This is a genomic window from Pseudoalteromonas ardens, assembly GCF_030125445.1.
Taxonomy (GTDB): domain Bacteria; phylum Pseudomonadota; class Gammaproteobacteria; order Enterobacterales; family Alteromonadaceae; genus Pseudoalteromonas; species Pseudoalteromonas ardens.
The window spans coordinates 17,433-42,387 of the sequence record NZ_JASJUV010000008.1 but is presented as its reverse complement, the minus strand read 5'-3'; the positions used below and the strand labels follow the sequence as shown (position 1 = coordinate 42,387).

General features: G+C 44.0%; 23 protein-coding genes and 1 tRNA gene. 18 read left to right on the top strand and 6 right to left on the bottom strand.

All coding sequences use genetic code 11. From position 1 onward, the window contains the following. Nucleotides 1-62: 62 nt before the first annotated feature. The 3 genes from QNM19_RS20035 (at nucleotide 63) to QNM19_RS20025 (ending at nucleotide 2,304) form a co-directional block, all read left to right on the top strand. The gene (locus QNM19_RS20035; RefSeq protein WP_010385337.1) at nucleotides 63-476 is read left to right on the top strand and encodes a hypothetical protein; all 414 of its coding nucleotides are present in this window, start codon (nucleotides 63-65) and stop codon (nucleotides 474-476) included. Nucleotides 477-763: 287 nt separating this feature from the next. After that, nucleotides 764-922, top strand: coding sequence for a hypothetical protein (locus QNM19_RS20030; protein ID WP_156202281.1), 159 nt, complete (start codon nucleotides 764-766; stop codon nucleotides 920-922). A 386-nt stretch (nucleotides 923-1,308) separates the two neighbouring features. After that, nucleotides 1,309-2,304 carry a hypothetical protein gene (locus tag QNM19_RS20025; protein ID WP_049864574.1) on the top strand — a complete coding sequence of 332 codons (996 nt, stop codon included), beginning with the start codon at nucleotides 1,309-1,311 and terminating at the stop codon, nucleotides 2,302-2,304. A gap of 330 nt (nucleotides 2,305-2,634) precedes the next feature. Here the strand turns inward: QNM19_RS20025 and QNM19_RS20020 are convergent, their stop codons facing one another. The 3 genes from QNM19_RS20020 to QNM19_RS20010 form a co-directional block, all read right to left on the bottom strand. Then, nucleotides 2,635-3,486, bottom strand: coding sequence for an alpha/beta hydrolase (locus tag QNM19_RS20020; RefSeq protein WP_010385334.1), 852 nt, complete (start codon nucleotides 3,484-3,486; stop codon nucleotides 2,635-2,637). A gap of 651 nt (nucleotides 3,487-4,137) precedes the next feature. After that, nucleotides 4,138-4,290, bottom strand: a complete 153-nt coding sequence (locus QNM19_RS20015) for a hypothetical protein (RefSeq protein WP_156202282.1) — start codon at nucleotides 4,288-4,290, stop codon at nucleotides 4,138-4,140. A 183-nt stretch (nucleotides 4,291-4,473) separates the two neighbouring features. Further along, nucleotides 4,474-4,550: transfer RNA gene (locus QNM19_RS20010), tRNA-Pro, on the bottom strand. Nucleotides 4,551-5,063: 513 nt separating this feature from the next. Here QNM19_RS20010 and QNM19_RS20005 point away from each other — a divergent pair. Beyond that, nucleotides 5,064-6,134 (top strand): hypothetical protein, encoded by a 1,071-nt coding sequence (locus QNM19_RS20005; protein WP_349654727.1) that lies wholly within the window; start codon nucleotides 5,064-5,066, stop codon nucleotides 6,132-6,134. Between the two features lie 600 nt (nucleotides 6,135-6,734). Then, complete coding sequence (locus QNM19_RS20000; protein WP_284027132.1) at nucleotides 6,735-7,547, top strand: hypothetical protein; 813 nt, start codon at nucleotides 6,735-6,737, stop codon at nucleotides 7,545-7,547. Between the two features lie 1,477 nt (nucleotides 7,548-9,024). Here the strand turns inward: QNM19_RS20000 and QNM19_RS19995 are convergent. The 3 genes from QNM19_RS19995 to QNM19_RS19985 form a co-directional block, all read right to left on the bottom strand. Then, complete coding sequence (locus QNM19_RS19995) at nucleotides 9,025-9,444, bottom strand: hypothetical protein (RefSeq protein WP_049865247.1); 420 nt, start codon at nucleotides 9,442-9,444, stop codon at nucleotides 9,025-9,027. Nucleotides 9,445-9,468: 24 nt separating this feature from the next. Then, nucleotides 9,469-10,374, bottom strand: coding sequence for a DMT family transporter (locus tag QNM19_RS19990; protein ID WP_049865248.1), 906 nt, complete (start codon nucleotides 10,372-10,374; stop codon nucleotides 9,469-9,471). An 89-nt stretch (nucleotides 10,375-10,463) separates the two neighbouring features. Then, nucleotides 10,464-11,267 carry a methyltransferase domain-containing protein gene (locus tag QNM19_RS19985; protein WP_049865249.1) on the bottom strand — a complete coding sequence of 268 codons (804 nt, stop codon included), beginning with the start codon at nucleotides 11,265-11,267 and terminating at the stop codon, nucleotides 10,464-10,466. Between the two features lie 437 nt (nucleotides 11,268-11,704). Here QNM19_RS19985 and QNM19_RS19980 point away from each other — a divergent pair, with 437 nt between their 5' ends. The 13 genes from QNM19_RS19980 (at nucleotide 11,705) to QNM19_RS19920 (ending at nucleotide 24,941) form a co-directional block, all read left to right on the top strand. Beyond that, a complete protein-coding gene (locus QNM19_RS19980; protein WP_156202351.1) occupies nucleotides 11,705-13,195 on the top strand; it encodes a pyridoxal phosphate-dependent decarboxylase family protein in 1,491 nt (496 codons plus the stop codon). Between the two features lie 291 nt (nucleotides 13,196-13,486). Further along, the gene (locus QNM19_RS19975; protein ID WP_049865250.1) at nucleotides 13,487-13,876 is read left to right on the top strand and encodes an L-rhamnose mutarotase; all 390 of its coding nucleotides are present in this window, start codon (nucleotides 13,487-13,489) and stop codon (nucleotides 13,874-13,876) included. Continuing rightward, nucleotides 13,873-14,232, top strand: coding sequence for an L-rhamnose mutarotase (locus tag QNM19_RS19970; RefSeq protein WP_049865251.1), 360 nt, complete (start codon nucleotides 13,873-13,875; stop codon nucleotides 14,230-14,232). Before QNM19_RS19975 ends, QNM19_RS19970 begins: the two co-directional genes overlap by 4 nt. 247 nt (nucleotides 14,233-14,479) lie before the next feature. Next, nucleotides 14,480-15,820, top strand: a complete 1,341-nt coding sequence (locus QNM19_RS19965) for a lysine N(6)-hydroxylase/L-ornithine N(5)-oxygenase family protein (RefSeq protein ID WP_284027131.1) — start codon at nucleotides 14,480-14,482, stop codon at nucleotides 15,818-15,820. Further along, the gene (locus QNM19_RS19960; protein ID WP_049865254.1) at nucleotides 15,807-16,865 is read left to right on the top strand and encodes an NAD(P)/FAD-dependent oxidoreductase; all 1,059 of its coding nucleotides are present in this window, start codon (nucleotides 15,807-15,809) and stop codon (nucleotides 16,863-16,865) included. Before QNM19_RS19965 ends, QNM19_RS19960 begins: the two co-directional genes overlap by 14 nt. 14 nt (nucleotides 16,866-16,879) lie before the next feature. Continuing rightward, complete coding sequence (locus QNM19_RS19955; protein WP_049865255.1) at nucleotides 16,880-17,803, top strand: dihydrodipicolinate synthase family protein; 924 nt, start codon at nucleotides 16,880-16,882, stop codon at nucleotides 17,801-17,803. Then, entirely contained in the window at nucleotides 17,791-18,816 is a 1,026-nt protein-coding gene (locus QNM19_RS19950) for a beta/alpha barrel domain-containing protein (RefSeq protein ID WP_284027130.1), read from the top strand. Before QNM19_RS19955 ends, QNM19_RS19950 begins: the two co-directional genes overlap by 13 nt. Nucleotides 18,817-18,843: 27 nt before the next feature. Further along, nucleotides 18,844-19,515, top strand: a complete 672-nt coding sequence (locus tag QNM19_RS19945; RefSeq protein ID WP_049865257.1) for an HAD family hydrolase — start codon at nucleotides 18,844-18,846, stop codon at nucleotides 19,513-19,515. A gap of 11 nt (nucleotides 19,516-19,526) precedes the next feature. Beyond that, nucleotides 19,527-20,390, top strand: coding sequence for a type 1 periplasmic-binding domain-containing protein (locus QNM19_RS19940; protein WP_049865258.1), 864 nt, complete (start codon nucleotides 19,527-19,529; stop codon nucleotides 20,388-20,390). A 171-nt stretch (nucleotides 20,391-20,561) separates the two neighbouring features. Further along, on the top strand, nucleotides 20,562-21,329 hold the full coding sequence (locus tag QNM19_RS19935) for an SDR family NAD(P)-dependent oxidoreductase (RefSeq protein ID WP_049866204.1): 768 nt from the start codon (nucleotides 20,562-20,564) through the stop codon (nucleotides 21,327-21,329). Between the two features lie 272 nt (nucleotides 21,330-21,601). Beyond that, nucleotides 21,602-22,342, top strand: coding sequence for an SDR family NAD(P)-dependent oxidoreductase (locus QNM19_RS19930; RefSeq protein WP_197094399.1), 741 nt, complete (start codon nucleotides 21,602-21,604; stop codon nucleotides 22,340-22,342). Between the two features lie 22 nt (nucleotides 22,343-22,364). Then, complete coding sequence (locus QNM19_RS19925) at nucleotides 22,365-24,413, top strand: class I tRNA ligase family protein (protein WP_049866206.1); 2,049 nt, start codon at nucleotides 22,365-22,367, stop codon at nucleotides 24,411-24,413. Nucleotides 24,414-24,458: 45 nt separating this feature from the next. Continuing rightward, complete coding sequence (locus QNM19_RS19920; RefSeq protein WP_049866207.1) at nucleotides 24,459-24,941, top strand: glutathione peroxidase; 483 nt, start codon at nucleotides 24,459-24,461, stop codon at nucleotides 24,939-24,941. Nucleotides 24,942-24,955: the final 14 nt, after the last annotated feature.

The window sequence follows — 24,955 nt, the reverse complement described above, 5'->3', positions numbered from 1 at the left end:
ATTGCTTACTTTTAATCAGTGACCGTTTCAGTTCCTTGTGAACCGGTAGCTCTGGAGGCTTGATGACGCGTAACCGTTCTGATCAACAGCATACCCATGTTAAGCAGCTGCTTAATAAGATGGATCCCGAAGTAGCGGCAAGTTTTAGCTATAAACAGCGTAAAGCGCTGCAAAAGGTCATTAATACCCGGGACTGGCGGGGTCATGCCATTGATTTCAGGCCGACACTGGCATTACCGTTTTTACCCTGGAGTTTTTATATCGTTTTCCTGGGGGGCGTCAACCGACGCAGCCTGACTAACACCGAACGCTTTACTGCGGCCATTGTGTTCCTGGCTAGTTTGTTGATTGTTGGGTTGGTTCTAATCGGTCTTGTTTTTGTTGCGCTTTACTTACTTAAATCCTGGCTGGGTATCGATATTTTCGCAGGCGAATCTTTGGGATTGTGGGACTACTTTAAGGCGCTTTTTGAATAAGGTGTTTGAATGTATATGTCGAACGACGATTTCGTTGTTTTAGTGGTGCTTAAATGGCGCTCATAGTTCAAAAGTCTAGCGCTGTCATTTTTGCTTGTGTGAAAAAAGTTCAATATAACAAACAACTTAAAAAACAGTTACCTAAAATAATACACAGACAAAACGGGTAAAAGTGCTTGATATTTGTTGCTAATTTAAACACATTGTTTAACTGGTGAGCACAGTCAGATAATTGTGACTTCATCATCAGTCGATTAAACAATTAAAGTATTACAACAGGAAACACCATGAAACTTAAAAAGGTTAAATTAAAAACGCTCAGTCCTGGCAAAAATATCAATGCACAGCAAACCAATCAAATTGCAGGTGGTGCCAGTGCTTACAGTAAAGACTATGGTGCGTGTCACACTGCCCCCGTGTTTTGTCCGACAGCTCACATCTGTTGATAAGGCAGTTTAGCCCGGAACAGTCCGGGCTTTATGGCTTCAAACTAAACCTTTATTCACCCCTTGTGTTAGCCCATTATTCACAAACAAATTGGACTGCCACCGCACAGTAAAGCGTCCTATATCGACCTCACCTTTATGTAAGTCTAACTTTATATTGCTCATGATGGCCTTCTAAACAACGTCAGTCATTATTGTGCTTACTCGTGCTTTTACATCTATTCAGGTGTCCAGGTATTGTCCTGTATTAACGGATGAACGAGATGATGTGTAAAGAAACTTAATGTGCGCCGATTGCGCCAGGTGGCTGTACCTATGGACACGATATACACTCAACAGTGGAATGTTACAGGTTGTATTTCAAACGATAATATATGGAGAGTGTTATGTTGATGCAAGACGACAATGAAAAACCAGAAGGCCCGGAGCCGGACTTTGATGGGCAAGGGCCTGAATTTGAACTCAAGGTAGACGGCCAGGTGATGTTGCTGGGCGCGGCGCCAGAAGGCGAAGCAGAGCAAAAGTTTGAAGATATGGCACGGGGCCTAGCCCTTGCCGGGATCTCTGCAATTCCCTATGTTGGTAGCGCGCTTTCAGCAATCATCGGTGTACTGACTGAACGCAAATTGGATATCTGGGCTGAAATAAAAGAGCGTGTTTATGAAGCCATTCACAGGAGTATCCTTGAAGCAAATTTGAATGACATTAAAGGTCACTACAACGGGGTTACGGAAGTCTTTAGGCAGGCCAATGACTTTCGTGGTGGGCAACGCTTTAACAAGTTAAATAATCTCACGGATACGTTTGTTGAGAAGTTTGAGAGTATCCAGTCAAGCCTTAAAAAAGGGGACTCAGACGAAGTCGATGGAGAAGCGATTTTTTATGCGCTGCCCTATATCGTACCATTTTGCGCGCTGGAGCTGGCAAACAGAAATATGGTGATCCGTGCAAGCTGGTGGCATGACTTGTTGAATCGCAATGTTCATAAAAAACATCATGAAGATCGTAAGAATGAGTTTGTGGCTTTTATTACCTTGTCTGCCTGGCAGTCGTTACAGTGGCGTCTTGGGCAAATTGAATTAAAGGACATGACCCAAAATCCAAATAATGCATCGGCCTTTTACCGGTACGTGGATAATTTCACTGGTAAGGAGATAAAAGGGACAGGCCCATTTAACCCTATCAGTAACCCGGATGCGCCTATTTTTAAAGAAGTGGCGGCTTACCATGAAGAAGTAAAAGCAGAAACGGTCAATTTTATTATTGAGCATTCAGTCGGCTTTGTGAAGGATTGGGGAGTGCCTCAAAAAGTAGAAGAGTGGGATCCTTCACCACCTTCACCGTTTTGGTCATGGATAAAGTGGTTACTGGGTTGGAAATAAAACAGTGATCATATCGACTGCCCCTTTGCAATAAGTTTGCGAGGGGGTTGTCAGATTTATATCGACAGGCAAGGGATAAGGTCTTGGCTTTAAACTTTAAAATAACGCGTTGTTGACCTCGCTAACAGCAAAGAGACTGGCGTATTTTCGTAAGTCTCTGTGTGATGATATTGTGCAAAAACAAATGACATGGCACGAAATTATGGTGAAACTAGTACAAAATTACCCGTGTTGAGTCAGCTAGCTCTGAATCAACACTGAGCTTTGTTTTAGGCACCATTAGCCCTGCGCACATAAAGAAACGGCATCAGGCAGGGCAAGTTTGACTATCTATTGCGTTATTAATTCGTCAAACGCTTCTTGTGCTTGCTGGCTCTGTAAAATTCGGCCATGCCCCAGACCCTGTGTTTCTATGAGTTTAACCTTAGACATTTTAGTGGCTGCTTGTTTAGATACGGCAAACTGTGCGAATTTGTCATGCTTATCATGGACGATAATGCAGGGGGCCGTTTTGTTTTTCAGCTTCTCAAATGGATCGACTGATGCCATTGGATAGTTGTATTCATTTTCAACTTTACTGACGACGGAGCGAAACAAGCGCATTGAATAGCCTGAACGTTCAATACTGCCAAATAAGTTACTGACATAATCTAACAAAGGTGCAATCAACAGCAGTGGTTTGTTGATAAGTTTGGGGTGTTTACATTCAATTGCGGCTGCGCAGCCCATACTGTGTGCTATAACACCTTTTACCTGATCTGTGCTCTCCAGCACTGCTTCCAGTCCAGACACAAAAGCGGGTAGGTGGCCCACTGAGCCTTCACTACTGCCATGAGCCGGATGATCAAAGGCCAAAGCGGTGTAACCTTGCTCTGCGATGTATTGCATCAAAGGGAAGAACTGATTGGCACTGCCAGACCAACCATGAGTGAATACCCAAACGGGTCCGCTTCCCATCTGGTAGGTTTTAAGTAATCCTTCTCTTGATGAGATACTACCTTCAATCATATCACTTGGTACTGTATTTTTCGGCTTAGCCCGCACCGGTGTGAGCAGTAATTTAATCGCGGTTTTTTCTGCATGTCTTGGCGCGACTCTGTGATGCGCGCGTGTCATCACATTGAGCATATGTTTTTTGAGATTAAACCTGTTGTCTGATTTAAAGTAAATTTTGTCACTCATATTTATTCCTCTGCAAAGCAATACCATCATCCGTTGAATTGAAAACGAGCGATCGTGCTATTAATGTGTTCAAAAAAAGCTGAAGGTGAGCAGCCTGTATTTTATTCGGCGGCGCCAGAGTTAGGCCCCATACCAGCCGGGCTTAAAACGCGCGATACCGAGCCTGTAAGTTGTTTTATACTCTTAGCCAATGCATGGAATGCTGTGTGCGTACTCAGGTACAGGTTGTAGCACTCCAAAGTGGCTTACCCTGGATCTAAGCCGGGCCTAAACCCCGTACTTTATTTGCCTATTTCTATCTGCAAGAGCTGGCAAAATCACAATCCCTACTAATACTTCATTGACAAATTCAGCTACTTACAAGTTTCCTTTTACTCTGACATGCGGCGCTAAAAATGTTATTTTAAGTGTATTTATAGCACGACCGTTCTTTTAATGATAGTAATACCTTTGCTAGTCGGTTGCGGAAGGGAAGTGGAAATCACGTTGAACACCGGCTCTGATTGCGTCAATTTGATAAATCGTTGCCCGAATTTGCTTAGATATTGTGCAGCGGATTATTGCTACGCAGGTAGGTCTTAAAATTGGTACTCGGTAGGTTTAGTTAAGGGTAGCCCTCATATAGACCTACCCAGCATAAGTGAATGCGATTTATGGCTCAGCGCAATACTCAATAGAGACAGTAATAGCGATCGTAACAGGAGTGATACCTCCCCCAACGTGCGGTGTCGCATCATAAGGTAGAGATTTTTGTTGATTGACCAGTGTTTTGAGTTTTGTTTTTTTGACTTTAAGTGATTTCATTTAATTTCCTTTAACTTTTTATTCAAAATAAGTCAAAGTCATTAATGTCAGTAAAAGAGTAAATTGTCAAACATAACGCGCTTTAAGTGCGGGAAGCAGCACAGAGTATTAACCATATCAGAGATCAAAGAAAGAGTTAGAATTGCTTTTACGAGTAAGAAAAGTGTTTAAGGGGGAGAAGAATGGTCGGCATAGCAGGATTTGAACCTGCGACCCCTGACACCCCATGACAGTGCGCTACCAAGCTGCGCTATATGCCGACTTGGTTGCCACTATAATGATTTTTATCAGAAAGGCAACACCCCACAAACTCGTTTGGATGTTTATTAGCCATGCTGTCTCCTTCATCACCTTTAAAGCGTTCAGTAGCAATCTGTTGGCTATTGCAAAGGTGCCAGTTGATGTTATTAAGAAATTAATGCGTGAGTGAGGCAGAATGACAACAATGTAGGGCAAAAGCATGCTTGCACTATTTCATGAACGCGACTATAACTTTGAAGCAAATGTTATTAATTTGTATTCAATATGAAGATATTGAGCAAACCTCCAGTTGATTGCGTTCTATCAATGTTTTAAAATATGGAATATTGTATGCTCATGTTTGTTCTTAGGTTCAAGCGAACTTTTCTACTCAATGTTTAAGTTAAATAATAAAAATAAATTAAACAAACGATGCACTGGCGTTGTACATGACGCCTGGAATGTCGTTCGTACTTACTGTTTTTGTTAAACGGAAAAAGTGCTTTGTATAGGTATGATTAGCAATGAATAAGATGGAAAAAATTTTTATAAGTGTCGTCAACAATCAAGACCCGTTGCATAGTGAATCTTTTGAGTACCAATCCGTATTTCTTAGTAAGGTCAGACCAGATCCGACTAACGGTCGCTTTTTACCTTCCGTGTTTATTTCAGACGAAGACGCCAGGTTGTTCATAGAAAAGCGCTTATCTAAGCGGCAGCTGGTTGATAAGTACGAAGCTGAAGAACGTGTGATTATTGGTAAAAGTTGCATCATAAACTGCATGAAATATGGCTCTCAGGAATGGAGCAAAGCGCAAAAGAGCATAGATACCATTATTGAGTTAGGTGATAACATTGCCGTATGCGAAATGATCCAGGTACCAACGATTTATCCGCTCGACAACGGGGATTTTCAAATTCTGACCGGCCATAGACGATTTTTTGCGCTCGTGTATGCAAAAGGGTATGACTCATACGAACAGTTCAAGGTTTATGACAGAAAGCCGTTATTTACTAAGGTTAAGCAGTTTCAGGAGAACGCAAGTCGTGAAGATCTGCCTCAGTATGGAAAATTACAGGCATTTCAAAATGCGCTAAGTGAGATTGATGCGCTTAACAAGGCCCGCAAAGGCGCCGGGCAAAGAGCACTTACTATAAAAGAAGTGGCAGCAAACCTGGGGATATCTATGGGAGCCTATGACAATTATAATGTGCTTACCCGTTACCCAAGTGTGGTTAAAGCTTATGAAGAAGGTAACTCTTTATCTTTTCGAAAAGCGAAAAAGATAGTGATTACTGTTGAATCTGAATTTAAGCTTGCTGAGGGCAGAAAAGCGCTGAATGCTATAGACAAGCAGACTGTTTCTGAAACAATCTATGCCCGGATGACAGGTAAAAATCAGGCGCGTAAACCCGCCACTGATATGTATAAGCTTGAGCCAATTCGCTCAGCTAAGGCGCTGAAGACGCTATTAACCAGTGATGTCACACAAATCGACTGTGGTGTTAACTGGCAAACAGTGGACTGGGAAGATCATGCGAGCATTTCTTCTGCGTTGGTTCAGTTGAGTCAATATTTAAATCAAGATCAGTCGCAGGGCTGATCTGAGACTCTTTACTGAGGCATTCCATATTGGCGCTGGCTATTAGTCGTTCAGTACTTTGACTTGCATAATTCAGCTTGAAATATTCTATATTTTATAAATTCAATAAGACAAATGTCTAACTTGATTAACACTAGATCCCTACCCATTACTGTATTACGCTGTTTCTGTTCGAAAAACATACAGTTTGTACGATGCCGTTAATTCGTTTGTTTTTCTGATTTCTTGTATCTTTACTGAGTACGTTTGCCTGGGAGCATCTGGCGTGACGTCAAAACTTTAATAGATGCAAAGCCGAAGCTCACGGTATGTTCTGAACACAAAATGTAACCTGTTAAGCTCGCTTGTTGATATGCGCTAATCCTGCATGATGTTATTTGAGCAAGTTGAGCGGAATATACAGATTACGTTAATGCTAATTGCGTAGTTTATGCATGGGAAGTAGTGAATTTGCAGTATAGCACCAGATCTCACGGGTGAGATCTGGCGCTATACTGCGGTCAGGAGGGAGAACCGGGCGTGTAGGCAAACGTATACCCTAAGCTTGCGACACGCAGAGTATGTAATAACGATAGCTTTTTTCACGAAGGGGTTGAGGGAATGAAGAAAGAGTATTTAGCAAGAATGTTTGATATAGAGGGTGCGGAGAAAGTCGATATATTAACTTTAGAACACGCATTCAATTATGTTCACAGGGGCGAGTTCGATGTGGTCCTGATGCGAGTTGAAGCTCAGGAAAGTGTTGATTTTTGGTGGGAGAGGCAAAGTGAACTCGGTTTGAACAGGCCTGAGTACTATACTGGTAGCAGGAACAAAGAGATAACATCCAGCAAGCCACAGCGGGCCCTGGGTAGTGAGTGTAACGCGAGACCAAAGCGGTATTTTAATTCAGCGAGAGGTGTCAATTCTGGGCTCAGGCAAACACCTTACTATACTTTCTTTGAACGAGAGTTAAATGTCAGAACATTGGAGTGTGATCAGGATCTGGAAATGCGTATCGCATCTCAGTGTGAGTACCCGCCGTCGACCGGGAAACATTTTAGCTTTACACCGCATGCAAATTCTAATGCTTATGCACATGCTGGTAATTGTTGGCCAGTAAAGGAAAACTGTTTGCAAACGGCCGCATTTCTTACTGTTGAAAGTACGACAAATACAGCCGGGTTTAGGATCTGGGATTATTTACCTGAAAGCCGTGGAGAACTGGATGAATTTATTGCGATGCATGAAAAGGATGAAGGCAGAGCTCTGGCGTTTCTTCAGCAGTTCAAAAGCCTCGAAATTAACCCTCAAGAAGGGGATTTATGTATTTTCAACTGTCGTAAAATGCACGGTATACCAAGCGGTAATACATTGAGAAAGACTATTGGCTCATTCTTCATTAAAGAAGACGGCTGGCGCATATTTAACTGAGCTGGCTTTGAAAAAGCTAAGTCAGAACAGAGCCCTGAAAATGGGCTTCGCAACGTTTTCGGTGTAACTCCCAAGCAAGGCGAGATTGTTAAAAAACTCAAAATAAACCCTGGTATTTAGTCTTTTTATGGCGGATTAATCTGATCAAAATAGCAGGCTCGCCTTCGCTTTGGCCTTCAAAACCGCCTGGCTTTTAAAGCTTCGCCTGGAGAAAAAAGATGATTAGACCAAGCTGTAGGTTTCAGATGCAAGACTAGGCAATATACCAGCGCTAACTGGGCACCATGACCATAAATAGGATAGCCGTTTTTGGTTAAAAAGTGTCGGTGTCATAGAGTGTAACTAGCTTATCCGGTTTCAGGCGGAAGTATATTCAATATTAGTCGAGTATGTTTTGTTTGTGTCCTAAGACACTTAACTGGCATGAACTGCGCTATATGTAAGTCATCATGGCAGACTGTGCCATCACCAGAGCGTAATTTCCCTTATACTACCCTAATTAGACTCAATGTTGTTCACCTTCTGTTAAAGGTGTATTGGTTGGCGTGTGATACTAACACCCAATCGCTTTCATCCATTTATACTTTTGTTACATGAAAAAGTAACAACTACCTATTTATTGATTTAGCGCAAAAAACGTTCATTTAAAAAGGTATACAGTATTGGCATGAAATAAATGTTACATTGCGGGTATGAGAAGGTAGAGATAGCCAAAACTTTATGCAAAAACAAAATTAGAATAAGCCAAACGCTGCACTGGTAAAATGCTAAATTGTGACCTTGTTGGCCATCGAAACGGCACAGGTCTGAAGCACTATAAAGATCCATAAAACGACACACTTAATAGTCAAAGACTACGCGACTGGCTTTACCCACTATTAGTATTGAGTTAAGCATTTTCCATGGTAGGGTACTCCTCCTTCAGTTTCTTTAGAAATTGATTTTGCACTTCTTCAAGTTTTATATGTATGCCTTCCCTGGTGTTTGATGCGCCTTGTAAGTATCCACTTTTGAAGGCTAGCTTAACCAGTTCATCGTTTGTCCGCATAGTCTATGCCTCTGTCAATTTGCTAGGGATCACAGGATAACGACACTGTAAATTACATAGAATACCTACTGTACGAAATACACATTGTAAAAGCAGGTATTACAAATAAGCCATAAAAAAGTAACATGGTATCCAGATACTTTAAAGTGATTTATGTTCAAAATATTTCTCTTTTTTGTTTTGTTGATGAATCATCTATTGGCGAGATACTAAGGGCTAGGGCTAAAGTATAATGGTATTAAAAATGAAATTTGGATAAGGGCAAGATTTGAACTAAGCGCAGAGCGAATTAACCTCTGTGGCTACCAGTATATAGCCAGGTGAGATTGGGGGTTAGTTGCAAGGTTAGGTCAGAAAAGCAATTTGGCGTTTAGATTTTATGAATGTGCTAAGCCACCTATAGTCGATGGCTTAGCATCAAAAAGGCGATTATTGCGCTGCGGGAATGGCTGATAAAGTGCGATTTGTCTTTACGATGCCCAGCAGGCCAAAAAACGACACCGGTACAAATAACCATGCCTGAGACAGAATCTCGAAAGGCAAATTAAACACCTGTGCCATAGCTATACCCAGCACAGCAATGCAGATAGTAAAGACCAAGGTTCCTGCCGCAAACAGTCTGTTATGCGCGTTCAATGCACACGCCAGATAGGCAATGCTCATGAATACAAGCTGTAGGGTGGTAATATGCCAACAGTAATACATGCCGTACTTGACAGTATCGGATATGGCACTGGATGCGAGCAAGGGGTCGGCAATATCTATTCCGCCCCATACACCATGCAGAAAGACAATTATTGTGCTGAGAATGGCCGCGATAAGATGGAAGGGGTTAATGTTTTTAGTCATTTTTTGAGTTTCCTTTGATAGAGGTTATAGTTTGTTTGTGTCGTTTTCAGGTGTCGGGTTTGATGGCAATTGGTTAACTTGTTTAACTGATGATGAACGCAGTCGTGCAGGAGCCAGAACCGATAAAATAATGAGTACGATCCCCACTGCTGCAACAGGAGAGGTGGGTTCAGAGAACAGCACATATCCAGTGATTGAAGCAAATACCAATCCGGTGTATTCAGCCGGAGCCAGCAAGCTTGCGTCACACATTTGGTAAGCTTTAATAATCAGATATGTCATAACCACATATAGCACACCTAAAGCGCCGCCATTGAAAACCAAATGTGCTGAAACGGGCACACCTTCCCACAGACACAGGGGGATCATCAGAATAATGGTGTATAAGTTTGACCAGAATAATGTTTCGAGAGGGTGTTCTTTGTGTGCAACGTACTTCATACAGGCATTATTAAGTGCCAATGCCAGGGCGGTGAGCAGTGCGACGAAACCATATATGTTAATTTGTGATGGATTGGTGATAATTAAGATCCCAATAAACCCGGCGAGTGCAGACATCAGCTTTTGAAAGGTATATTGCTCTTTGATCACAAAGTGGCTCATTATTACCAGAAAGATCGGGGATAGATAAACGATAGCGGTTACCGTCAACAGCGGTAAATTGACGATTGCAATCATGAAGGTGATGTTCCCGATAGCAATCAATACGCCTCTGAGCAGGTGTATACGTTTGTGTGCCGGTGGCTTCAATGCGCCAAACATTTTATATAAAAAAGGAATAACCAGCAGGCTTGAGGCCAGTTGACGATAGAAGATGAGTTGGAAAAACGCGACTTCCGTTCCCATATACTTGATGATCACTGTGCCTAAAGTACTTAAAATTTGCACTGTTAACACTAAAGACAGCGCAAATAAGATGTGTGTATTCATCTTTATCACTTATTTTTTGTCACATTCACTATGCTGTGTCCAGTAGCCCGGAGACGCCGGTTTCGGCCCGGCGGATTAGGGTCACACTATCAGGTCAGTGTTGCGACGACCTCCACATAGCAGGTTGAATTAAGCGTATGTGATTGGCTCGCTTCAGTGATGAGTTGCGCGGGAATGGCATCTCGTTGGTTCTGAGTTATCCAGCCAAGTTCAACGGCCTGAGCAGGAAACTCAGCTTGTTGCCACAAAGCAACCATTGACTGATACATTCCTTCTTTTTGAGTAAGGGTTGTAGCCTGTGACATACTGATATTAAACTCTTTGACAGAAAAGCCATTTTGCTCAAGTAAGTGTGCGAGAGAACGTCCTAAATCCGGGTTGGCGTCGTTGTGGAAAAAAGAACGCCTAAATAAGCCCATCACTTCAGCCAAAGCACTATCAGATGGGTAGAAAATATTGGATCCAAAGTCCACTTCTCTGAAACTAATGTAGCCTCCTGGTTTTAACACCCGGCGGATCTCTGCCAGTGCTGCTTCAACTTCTTTGAAGTGCATCAAAATAGTGTGCCCGTATACCGCATCAAAACTGTCATTTTCGTAGGGTAGTTCAAAAATGCTGGCTTGCTCGAATGAACAGTTAACTACTTTGTGCTGCAATGCTGCTTCTGACGCAATGTCTAATTGAGAGCCTTCTTTGTCAATACCAATGATGTGGCAATCAGGTAATGCCTGAGCCAGTCCAATCGTGATTGAGCCGGGACCACAGCCTACGTCCAGAATGTGCATATTTGGTTTTGCATAGTTTAAAAATAATTTTGCATTATCCTGTGCGGTACGGGTTTTCATAATGTTGACCGCCGCATCATTGTAACCGAATGGATAGATTTTACCCACGTCTATTCTCCTTAAAGTACAGTGTACAAAAAGCGCTATCACTAAGCATTCAAGGCTGCCTAGGCCCAAGCAAGGAGGCTGCTTAGCAGCATACTTGTTATACATGTTAAAATAAATGGAATGAGTATTTACCCTATCGTAAAAAATAATTTGTGTACATGCTTTACATTATGAATTATTTGATGTCATAGTAATCACAGTTTAAGGGACAGTCGAAATCGCTCCCTTCTGCCACCAATATCGTATTTCATAATCAGGATGCCTAGCATCCTCACGGCATCGTTATGCATGGATTTATGATTGTGCTCGTTTATGGTGGTATATAAGACGTAACAATACACCTTGTGCTGTTTATCAAAGCGCTTTCATGTTGCATGACGATTACTTCGTCAGCAAGTGTACACATTTGAAATTGATGAGATTAAAAGGATCCTAATTTGTCTGACTCACATAGCAAGGCCGCTGCTTCAGTGTTGCCATCCATTAACAGCGACGCTGCAAGCGAGCAGGATATTGACCTGATCATGTCTACAATGAAAGAACTGGTCATGGCTGAACACGCTGCGCTCAGCGAACCGCAGGACTACCTGTCTATCAGCCGCCAGGTCGCTGAGTTATGTGATTCAGAACACTCAATTTGTTCGCAGGGTGTAGGGGTTGAGCGCGCTTTGGCGGCATTTGCTAGCTTGCTCTCTCAACAGGGAATACCCACAAATCACAAGGACTATCTTGCTTACGTTGGCAGCGCGCCGACGCCAGCAGCTGCATTGATGGATGGCTTACTCTCATCAACTGGTATGATTGGTTCAGCGTGGTTAGGTGGCGCCGGGTTAATATGGGCAGAAAACCAAGCTCTAGATTGGCTCTGCCAGCTTATTGGCTTTGAAGAAAAAGCCGGTGGTAGCTTTGTGTCTGGCGGTACGGCTGGTAATTTATCCGCGCTAATTGCGGCGCGAAGTGCAGCAAGGTCCAAGCGTTCCGGCTCAAAATTACAGGGTCACAATGAAGTCTTAGTGATCTGCGATACGGCTCATGCCTCAATCGTCAACTGTGCTTATGTGCTCAATATAGAAGTGATCCAGGTGGCTGCTGATGCCGAGGGTAAATTCAACGCGGCAGCGGCACAGCGTGCCATTGAAGATCTCGTCCAGCAAGGTAGAGGTGATGATATAGTTGCGCTGGTCGCTTCTGCTGGCGCAACAAACACAGGCCAAATTGACGATTTGAAGGGCCTGGGTGGGTTGGCCAATGAACTGAATATTTGGTTCCATGTTGATGCAGCATATGGTGGGGCATTTTTGTGTATTCCTGAGTTAAAAAAGAAGTTTTCCGGGATAGAGTTAGCAGATTCAGTCATCATTGATCCGCATAAGGGCTTGTTTGTGCCTTATGATTGCTGTGCATTACTGTATCGTGACCCTACACATGTGCCGGCAGCTTTTGAGCAAAGTGCTGCTTATTTGGATCAGATCAATGCGACTGCTGAATGGAACCCAATGCACTATGCGCTGCACTTATCACGCCGGGCCAGAGGTGTCCCTTTGTGGTTTTCTCTGAGTGTGTATGGCACAGAGGCGTATGCAGCTACGTTGAACAAGCTACTTGATTTGACGCATCAAATTCGTGAAAAAGTCCAGGCCTCAAAAACACTGGAACTGATAGAACATACGGATCTGACCGTAGTACTAATCAGCTGCAACGATTGGCAACAGAATGATTATGAACATTGGAGTAACGCTTTGTTGTCTAAGGGCTTAGGTTTTGTGGTACCGACCCAGTATCAGGGGAAATCAGTATTACGTTTGTGTGTGATGAATCAGCGCTTATCAATGGAAAAAGTATCGTCTTTGCTGGCCGATATGGTGGCTTACAAAGCAGGAAAACAAGAGAAAAAGCACACTTCAGACCTAAGTCGAATAGAGTGCTAGAGCGACAAGTGTTAATCTTTTAGTATGGTTTCAGGTTTAAAATACGTGCGTTTTTGCAGATCTCACGCGTGAGATTTGCCGTGAGTGTATCCTCATTCTATCTATAAAAATGTACAAGCAATTGAGCGTTTATCTGAGACGCACCTATTAGAAAAGATTTCATCGTTCTCTACATTGAAATGAAAACGGGTTCATTGCGTGAACCAGACATATAAAAATTTAAATTCAGCTGTACGTATCACGTTTTAGGCTTCTCTGTGAGGTGAACGTACGTTTAAATTATGACTAAAGATGAATAGTGAGGTTGGTTTGAAAACTTATGGCTTTACGATCAAGCTTCGTAATGAAGCTGCGAAAGAGCGCTACTTCCAGTATCACAAGTCCGTGTGGCCAGAAGTACACGATGCGCTTGATGATATAGGTGTTCGCTCGGTACAAATTTTCTTTATGGATGAGCTGACGTTATTCATGCATATGGAAACAGAAAATGACTTTGTTCCATATGACAGTTTTGCCGCGGCGATGGGGTTGCACCCCAGAGTTCAGGGCTGGGACGATATCATGCACATGGAATTGTTAGAGAGATGGCCAGAAAACGACAGCAAAACCGAATGGGCCGTGATGAACAAGATTTATCACTACGACACAAGAGACGTAGAAATAGAAGGAGTTGACCGATGAAATCTTATGGATTCAGTATTAATTTCAAAGACGATGCCAGTCGTGAACACTACGAAGCGCTCCATCGAGATGTTTGGCCTGAAGTGAAGGATGCCTTTGAGAAAATGGGCATTAAATCGATGCAGCTTTTCCATATGCCGCCTTTAAAATTGTTTATGTATATCGAAGCCGATGAGCGATTGGTTATTGAGCGCGACTTTAAACAGTATGTGAATATCGGCCCTAAAGTTAAAGAGTGGGATGAGTTGTGTGGAGGCTTATTACAACGTCTGGAGAATAACCAGGGGGTCACAGATTGGCTACCTATGGAAAAAATCTATGCGTATGACAGACGTGATCATCGCGTCGAATTTTAACTTTATGCTACTTAGATACATAGTCAATGCATAAGTGAGTAAGTCTGGTGCATATGTCCTTTTACTGCACCTAAAGTGTATTTTTTAACTTTAAATTTACCTTTTGGCGTTGACTAGGTATTAATTCGAGTGGGTAAAGCTGACAGATGTGTATATGAAGCCGCATTGAGTCACTCAGGGTGACCTCAGAGTATGTGTTGCTTTGCCTGAATTTTAATCAAATACAGCCGTTAGGATGTAGAATATTATGCAAATACTGGACGTGGTTGGCGTAGGTTTTGGCCCTTCAAACCTGGCCTTAGCGATTGCTATTGAAGAGTATAACCAAAGTGCCGATACACCTTTGTCGATGAGTTTTATTGAACGCTCAGCAGAGTTCATTTGGCACAAGGATATGTTGATTAAAGATGCCACGATACAGGTGTCATTTATAAAGGACTTAGTAACGCTGCGTAACCCTGCCAGTGAGTATAGTTTCTTAAGTTATCTGAAAGCACAGGGTAGATTGCTGAAGTTCTCAAATCTGAAAACTTTTAATCCAACTCGTATGGAGTTTTGTAAGTATTTTAGATGGGCTGCCGACAAACTACCTGCTGTTGTGCAGTATTCAAAACGTGTGATAGATGTGCAGCCTGTTGGCACTGAGTCAGTGAATCTATGGCAGGTATTTTATCAGCATGTGGAAAGCGGTGAGATAGAGTCAGTGTTTTGTCGAAATCTGGTGATTGCGACAGGTGGAACTCCTAAATTTCCGGAGAATATCCAACCTTTTCCAGGTAAAATTTGGCACAGTTCCGGGTTTTTATCGAATATTGCGCAGTTTGAACACACGGGTACTCCATCATTTTGCGTTGCTGGTGGAGGCCAGAGTGGAGCGGAGATCGTCGAGTACCTGCATGCCAACTTCCCGCAGGCAACCGTGCATTCCGTGTTTGGTGGGTTTGGTTACAAACCAGCTGATGAAAGCAGCTTTGTGAATGAGATTTTTGATCCAGATGCTGTGGATGTGTTTTACAACGTGGCTGCTAAACGTCGGGATGCGCTGCTCGCGGAGTTGAGCCAGACTAACTATAACGTCGTAGATATTGAATTAATTGATAAGCTTTATCATATTCATTATCAGGAAGAGGTGGAGGGCGTACCACGTTTACATTTTCGTCGTATGACCCGTGTCGAAGACGCCAAAGTCACATCGAACAAAGTCAGGGTGACACTAAGAGATATCCACAATGACAAGGCCGTAACAGAGCACTTTGATGCGTTGATTATGGCAACAGGGTATGAAAGAGCGTCTCCACACCCTTTGCTTGATTCATTGTATGGTTTGATTGAGTTTGAGCAAAACAAGCCGATTATCTCTCGGTACTTTTGTGTCAAAACGCAAGCGCATGTTAATGCCAGGATTATATTGCAAGGGTTCAGTGAAAATGCACATGGGCTTACTGATACCTTACTATCGACTCTGTCTGTTCGCAGCGAAGAGATCTTGCAAAATATTCTTGATGTTCCCGTTAATAATGAAAGCGTAACTAAGCCCGCGGCGACGCAGGATAGCTCGGTTAAGGAGCGTAATTATGAATTCATTTGATGTCGTCGTGATCGGTGGTGGTGTGGTTGGAGCTGCAGCTTTTCATCGCCTGGCTCAGCAAGGTGTAAAGGTTGCTTTGCTTGAAAAAGACAGATTATGTCAGGGAGCAACCAGTTACTCCGGTGGGATCGTGCGCTGTTTTCATTCGGATCCGGTGCTAAGTGATATGGCGGTACAGGGTTATCACTATTATCGCCAGTTTGCAGAGTATACCGACAGTCACTGTTCGCTCACAGAAACCGGTTTTATTTATCTGGATAAACCACAGAGAAATCAGGCGCTCAGGAGTGAAGTTGACCGGTTGTCTTCAGTTGTAGAAATGCACTGGTTAACGGATCAGGAAGCGAAAAAACAATTTCCATTTTTGAACATCTCATCCGGACAAGGTGTTGTTTATGAGCCTGGCGCCGGCTTTATGGACACCTATGAAACAACAATCGCCTGGGCAAAAGCGGGTGAGAGAGCAGGGGGCGTTGTGATTGAGGGGTGTCAGGTTGAAAGGCTGTTAATGGCAAAAGACCAGTTTCAGGGCTTACAAACCAATATGGGACCTATCTACGCAGCCAAGGTTGTGGTGTGTGCAGGACCATTGTCCACTGCTTTATTAGAACAAGCCGGCTTGCAGACCTCAGTGTATGCTCAGGAAATTCAGGTAAACCGATTTAAAAGTGACGTTTTCCCGAAACAACACCCGGCTTACATTGATGACGAATATAACCTGAATGGGCGTCCAGACAGAGAGGGCGCGGTCCTGGTTGGGTACCCGACATTTAACCGCCAACTGGACTTGCCTAAATCGCCTATTGCTGCAAACCACACTCAACTGATTTGCGAGCAGGCGGATAAGCGATTTAGCTGGGCCGAGGCCATGCAGAGTTTGGGAGGCTATCGGTGTTTCGATTCCTATACCCAGCACGGGCATGGAGAAATCAAGTTTGTGAACGAAAACGAGAACATTGTTGTCGCAGCCGGATTCAGTGGTGGCGGATTTAAGCTTGCCCCGGCAATTGCGCAACGTGTAGACGAATTAATAAATCATAAGTAACAAGGACTAAAGTGATGAACAAAGTAATTGAAGGTGTATTGCCAGTCTGTTTAACTCCTTTCGATGCAGCATACGATATTGACGAAGAGGATTATCGCAAGCAAATTGATCACGTATACAACGCCGGCGCTAATGGGTTTGTGATTGGCCAGGTGTCTGAATTGCTCAGACTCAACACCTTTGAGCGTCATAGTTTAATTGAACTGGCTGTTGCGCAAAACGAAAATCGGGGAATTGTTATTGCCAGTACCGGTGCTGAGAGTACCAGGAACGCCATTGACTATTCTTTGCATGCCCAAGACGCCGGAGTAGACTGCCTGCTACTTATGCACCCCACCACGACTGCGCTGAGTGAAGAGCAAATGTATAACTATTATCAGGAAGTGATCACTCGCGTGTCGATCCCCGTGATGATCCACCATGCTAAAAGTTATGCGAAGATCCCATTATCGCAGGAAAATCAGGCTCGACTGGTAAACGAGTTTGGTCAGGATAAGGTATTGTTCAAGCCTGAATCGTCGCCTACGCCGCCCAAACTCAGCATCTTGCGAGATATGTCGGAGGGTAAGGCGAAGATCTTTGAAGGTGATGGCGGCATGATGCTGCAAGACTGTTATCGACGAGGACTCGCGGGGACTATCCCGGCAGCTGACACCGTCGAAATTCTGGTTTGTCTGTGGAGTTTGCTCAAAGCAGATCGAGTTGATGATGCTCGAAATATTGCGCATGCGCTGTCCTACCTGATGTGCCTGATGATGAACAGTGTCGATTGCTATCAGACGATCGGTAAACATACTTTGAAACGCCTGGGTGTATTTAAAAGTGATCGTGTACGCCCGCCACTGGATTATATTCCGGATCAGGAAACGCTGAGTGAAGTTGACAGAACTTTTGACTACATTTACTCCTTGATGGAGCAGGTAAAATGGCAAAAATAACCTTGCTAGATTGTACCCTCCGGGATGGGGGGTATCACAATAATTGGGACTTTTCTGACAAATTTGTAGAGCAATATTTGGCGGTGATGTCTGGTTGTGGTGTCGATATCGTAGAGTTAGGTTATCGCGATGCAAATCCCGATAACCGTCGTGGGCGGTTCGCTAACTGTTCGGACGAATTCTTAGCAGGCTTACCTTTGCCGGCGGGTTTGACTTATGCCGTGATGTTAGATGCCAAGCAGGTCGTGTCGAGTACGCAAGCGCTCGATGAGTTCATGTGTCGCTGTATAAAGCCTGCAAGTGAGTCAGTGGTTGACTTAATGCGAGTGGCGATTAATTACAAAGAGGTCAGTAAAGTCAGCCCGTTGATCAGACGCCTGGCTGCGCAGGGCTACCGTGTAGCGCTCAATTTGATGCAAGTGACCAATGGCGTTTTAGCTGAACTATCACACAGCCTGCTGGGACTGGAAGAACTTGAGCTGGTCGAGTCTGTTTACTTTGCAGACTCGTTTGGTTGCATGACTCCGCTGGATATTCCAAAAGTGGTCGCCAGTATCAGAAAAGCATGGCAAGGAGAAATCGGTTTTCATGGCCATGACAACAAGGGACTGGCCCTGCTTAACGCGCTTGAAGCTACAAATACAGGTATAACCTGGATAGATTCGACGGTAAATGGCATGGGGCGCGGCGCTGGTAATGTAACGACTGAGTCGTTGCTCAATGCTTTATATTATGAGCGATATAAAGCGCATCATGGGCATATGAACCAATTGATTGCATGTCACATAGAGCCGCTTTTGGAAAAGTACAAATGGGGCACTAACCTGTTTTATTACATTGCGGCAGAGAAAAAAATTCATCCTATGTATATACAGGTGCTGATCGCGAATAAGCACCTGGACAGGATGGCTTTGTTGGCTGTGCTCGACGAGTTGGCGCAGCACGATGCGAGTCGATTCCGGGCTGATGTTTTGGATATGTGTCTGGAAGCGAGTGTAGCTGAGCCTGCCTAAGAGCAGGTGCGATATAAGGGTGAAAGTGTGAACAGAGTAGAGGATTTTGATGTTGTCGTGTTTGATATGGACGGTGTCCTGATAGACTCGAATCGTAGCAAAGTGCAAGCAATGCAACGCACAATTGACGAGTTGCATACCGAGCTGAGCGCGGAGTTTATTGGCTACTTTGAATCCAATTTTGGCAAATCAAGACAGCAACACTTTGGTGTGTATCAGGACATGCTATCCGCTCTGCTTGCGGGTGATTTGTTTGCAAAGCTGGATCTTGGGTTTTCCACCTACAGCGAAGAGGCGTATTTGTCTGCACAGGTGATCCCCGGGGTCAGGCAATTGCTCGCAATGCTTGAAAGTAAGGGAGTCACACTCTATGTGGCGACTGGCTCACCTCAGGAAAAAGCATGTACTGTGCTTCAAGACAAAGGCCTGAGTCGATTCTTTAAGGCGATATATGGTGGACCCGTAGACAAAGTATCAAACCTTAGAAAAATTCAGGATGCCGAAAGCACCAACAGGATCCTGTTCATAGGTGACTCGATTCAGGATATAAAAAGCAGTGAAGCATGTGACCTTAACTTTGCGCTGTTCGCCCCTTATTCATTACACAGCAAGGCGTCTCTCATGGCATTAAAAACAGAACGTTGGGTCGCTGAGTTGGACAGCTTTGACAGTTTGTTACCTGACGAAACGCGTGTTTAAGTGGGTAGGTTATGATGAAAAAGGTAAAAACGGATATTGCTTTAGTCGGCCCACTTAGTGGTCCTCGTTCAGATTATGGTCGCATGTTGGCTCAAGTCGCCGACAAACTGAAGCACAGCGAAGGTATTGAGTGCGAGTTATTTGACGATGAAGCACAACCTGACGCTATTGCGGCTTGCACCAGTCAAATTATTAGTTGCGGTGCACGCATTGTCGTGGGTCACCTCAATAGTTTTTGTGCAACGCTGGCTGCGCCTGTCTACCTTGAAAAAGGAATACCTTTGCTTTTGCCGGCAGCAACCAAAGCTGAACTGACGCACTTTAAAAACGTATTTCGTATTTGTCCTGATGAAGGAAAAATGTTGGATATGATGGTGGCTGTGTTGGAAAAAACGCCACGTCTTGCGGTCTTTTGCGACGGCAGTCGCTACGGTGCACATCTTTTGCATTTACTGCGGTTGCGATTAGGGCGGTCGTTTTCTTGTGTTGATAAAAGCAGGCTGGTTGCAGATACCCAGGTAGACACTGTTCTGGCACTGGGCGTGCACCGTAATCTGGCTGAATTAATCTTACACTTGGATTTGAATAACAGAAGTACCAATGTGATTTGCTGTGATGATGCGGCAGTCGATGAATTTGAACACATGGTGGCGCAGACTCGCCAACGGGTTAGTGTGATCTATCCGGTTGGAGGGTTTGAGGAAAGTGTTGAGCGCGCCTTGAGACTTGCCGACCAGTGTATGATTGAAGCGCCACATGAACCAATGTCGTACTTGCAGCGCCATCAGGGGTTTTGTGATCGGGAATACACGATGAGTGAATTTACACTCCGGCACCTTGACTTGCCCAACGCGGTAGTAAATGAATTTTATTAATATATTACTATCATGTGGCTTGTTTGCAGCTGTTTGGTTGGATGTTGGTGTCTTTTATGTTACAAAACAAATGGTTCTCATTTAATGTAGAACTTAAAGGAAAAGCTAATGTGCTTTGCATTGCGTGAAGGTGCAAAGACAGTTTAATTTCATTTTGCTAGGAAAGATCAAATGAGTTTTGAAAATAAAAAGGTTGTGATTACGGGTGCAAGTCCGGACTTTGGGCAAACACTGTCTATATTGTTTGCTCAAATGGGCGCAGAGTTATTTTTATCAGCCAGAACGTTAGAGAAGGTTGATGCGACGGCTAAGTTAGTCAAGGAGGTGGTTCCTGATGCCAAGATATCCACATTTCAGGTGGATGTATCTAAGCCCGCTGATATTGAAAAGTTTGCCCATGGTGTTCAGGAAGTGTCAGGTGAAGTGGATATCCTGATTAATAATGCGTCCTACTGGCTCGATGGCCATCTGGCACAAGCTGATGATACCGGCATTGTCGAGACTATCAATTCAACGGCGACAGGTAGCATCTTAATGACGAAACACTTCCTGCCTTTATTGAAAAACTCGAAAACTCCGGACATCGTTTTTGTCAACAGTACAGCAAGCCTGGAAAACAACACACATTCGACAGTCAATGAAGCCTTCAGTGCGGCCAAATCTGCCCAGTCTACCTTTGCGGATAGGTTACGTCATCGCATGAAAGGACAAGGCGTGCGCGTTATTTCTGTTTATCCACCAAATTTCGATAATCCTTCGCCGTTAGATGACGAGCAGTGGAATGAGCGCAGATCGCACACAGAATTGAAGTATCTGACCGCACGCAACGTATTTGAGTGTATTAAATTTGCCCTATCTCAGGATCGGGTGTGCTCAATTGATAAGATTATATTAAGCAACAACAACGCGTCTGCGACGGAAGTGATTGACGAAGCGTAATCACTTTGATCAGGCAAGGCATACTTAGTGCTTTGTCTGCTCACTTAACAAATCAGTCGACAAGGACTGCGTTTTCAAATGAGCCAGATAATGACGGCGAGTCGTTGTAAATGGCTCATTACTACTGACTAAAGAAAAATATCCCTTTAGGTACAGGTCATTCAGAGATGGACAGAGTGATGTATGCGGCGCGCGTACAGGTAATGCTGTGTTCGACTAAAAGCATGTCTGGTTCTTTTTTGGTGCCAGAATACAAACTTGGAATATGGGAAATGACTTCACAATTCAAAGACAAGCGAGTACTCATTACGGGAGCCAGTCCGGATTTTGGTAGAATTCTTGCAATCCGTTTTGCTCAGCAGGGCGCTGAGGTATTTCTGGTTGCCAGAACAATGGAAAAGGCTCAGCTAACAGCTGCTATGGTTCACAATTTTGTTCCTGAAGCCAGGCTACATTGCTATGGCGCAGATATGTGCTTTGCCGATCAAATCGCGGTACTCAAATCTCAACTGGAGAAAGACACCGACCATATAGATATTTTAATCAATAATGCAGGGTATTGGTTACAAGGGCCGTTTTTGTCTGTCAAAGATGAGGATATCGTGCAGGCAATAAGTTCGACACTCACAGGCTCCTCGTTAATGACGAAAAGCCTGTTGTCATTGCTGGCGCGTTCTCATTGCCCGGATATTGTAAATATCTCCTCTGTGAGTGCGCTACCGACAACTTCAGAGCCGGCACATGAAGCCTATTCAGCGGCGAAAAAAGCCATGGCCACCTTTGCTTCACGGATCCGTGACCGAATGGCTGGAAGTGGATTGAGAGTGATGACCATCTATCCGCCTAAATTTATTAATCACACGCCCACCGAACAGGGGGAATGGGAAGAGCACGCACAGGCAACTGAACAGCGCTATGTGACAGATAAAGACGTGTATCAGGCCATCAATTTTGCACTGTTACAGGATCGGGTTTGTTGTTTGAGCGATATCTATATGAGTAATAACGCGTAAAAACGAGAGTGGGGGCGTTAAAATGCAGGTCAAGGAATTAAGTAAATCAGAGTTAGAGAAGTTCTACAATGTATATTATCTAGGGCTTGATGAAGGCCTTGGAAAACCACTGGACACAGCACAGGGGATGGTAGGAATAGTCTCTGCGGGGACAAGTTCAACACCACATGCGCATCACGAAACTGAGTTTTTCATAATACTAACCGGCCAGGGGGTGTTTGATCATGGCAACGGTCAAAGTGAAGCGATTGAAGCTGGGACTTTAATACTGTCAGAGTCTTTCAGTCGCCACAGTATCATCAACACCGGTAGTGAAGACCTGCGTTTTGTCAGCATTTGGTGGCGAGAAGCAGAGCTTGAACGCCAGGCTTTAGCTGGCCAGGCGATGCCTGTGTTACCACGCAAAGCGATGTTAATCGCGACCCCACCTACGCCCAACGGCAACTTACATTTAGGCCATTTGTCTGGTCCCTATTTAGCGGCGGATGTCATGAAACGGTACTTGGTGTCTAAGGGAGTAGAGGTTAACTATGCAACTGGTTTAGACCGCAACCAGAGTTATGTTCCACTTAAGGCACAGCAACACGGACAAACCGCGGAACAAACACTGACGCATTTTAGCGAAAGCATTAAGCAAACTTATCAGCTGGCGGGGATTGATTTAGATTTGATTATTTCGCCTGATGAAGCAGCTGACTATGATGCATATATTCAGGCTTTCTTCACTCAGTTGCACAGTAAAGGTGTGCTAATTGAGAAAGAAGAAGATGCTTATTTTTGCGATCAAACTGGGGAGTACTTGTTTGAGGCGTATATTAAAGGAACTTGCCCTCACTGCGGTGCCGGTTCTGATGGGAGCGCCTGTGAACAGTGCGGGCTGCCTAATCAATGTGTGGATCTCATAGCACCGCAATCCAAGTTTGGGAGTGAGAAGCTCTTGAAAAAGCGCATCAAGCGACTTTATCTTCCTATACATAAGTACATGACTCAATTGAAAGCATTTTGGCAGAATACGGGGATGAAAGCGCACCTGCTGCAGTTATGTGATGCATTAGAAGCCCATGATGATCTGGAAATTGCAGTCACACACCCGACCCACTGGGGGATCAAATCGACCATAAGTGGCTATGAAGATCAGGTTTATTATGTGTGGGCAGAAATGGCCGCGGCATTTATTTATATGTCTGAGCAGCCCCAGTTTGCAGAGCAGTGGTCTTTGCAAGAAGGTACCAATTGGGCCGACTCGGGTGATGCAAAGCTGATACACTTCTTCGGGTTCGACAATGGCAACTTTTTCACCGCGCTCTTCCCCTGCTTATGGTGGGGCTATAATGAAAAAATTAAATTTCCCGACCGCTTCATTACTAACGAGTTTCTGTGTTTGGAAGGCGAAAAGTTCTCAACCAGCCGTGGCCATGCCATCTGGGGTAACGAGTTCTTTAAAAAGAATAATCCAGATATCGGGCGCTTCTATCTGGCATTGAACAGTCCTGAATCTTTCCGGTCTAACTTTAGTCTGGCTGATTTTCAGCAAAAGTCTCAGCATCTTTGGGCTGGCAAGTTTAGTCGGGTAATCGGCGACTTCAATACGCATCTGTCCATGCATGCACCTGGTTCAGAGACCTTGTCCGAGGCAGGGGCCTGGAATGAACAGCATGTGGCCTTTTATGATGATTTGCGCCATTTTGCCGAAAAAATGGAGAAGAGTTACCATCCTGAGCGCTTTTCGCTTCACAGTGCGGCTAATACACTGGTGTATTTTATAGAAGCTTTGTGGCATTTCTCTCAAAGTGAACAATACCTTTTCAACACATTGGGTTTTAAGAACCAGGCGCGCACTAGTCTTCAGCTCAGAGCTACCGCTTTGGTGTACTTGGGCTATTACGTGTCGCCGCTGATGCCGAAACTGGGAGAGGATTTGCTTGCTGCATTTCAGGTTAGCGAGGTTAAATGGGAGCAAGTTAACTCTATGGAATTGGCGATTAAACACTATAAGAAGTTGGACGAAGGCTATTTTTCAGCGTATCGCTCTTTTGAGCGCAAAAGTAGCAATGAAGCGCTTGCTATATAGTGTGTAAAGCGAGAAATTAGATTACAAATCATTAAGGAGAAGAGCGTGAGTGCGTTTTATGATTTAACTATACAAGATCTCACGGGTGAGATCTTGCCTCTTTCGAGTTATGCCGGGAAAGTCGTCATGATAGTAAACGTGGCCAGTGAATGCGACTATACACCGCAGTATAAGCAGCTACAGAAAACTTACGATACTTTCAAAGATCAGGGGTTTGAGGTTTTAGGTGTACCGTGCAATCAGTTTTGGGCGCAAGAGCCCGGCGATGCCGCACAAATCAAATCCTTTTGCGAAAAAAACTATGCCATTACATTTAAGCTTACCGAAAAAGTGGATGTAAATGGAGAGAACCAGTGCCCGTTATATCATTTTCTAACCAATGAACGGTCACCTAAGCCAGGTCAGATAGATTGGAATTTTGAGAAGTTTATCATTGATAAAACGGGTCAAATCGTTGAGCGATTTGCGCCAGAGCTCGACCCGTCAGATAAAGCCATTCAGGATAAGATACAGGCCTATTTAGCCTAGCATTTAAAAGTACA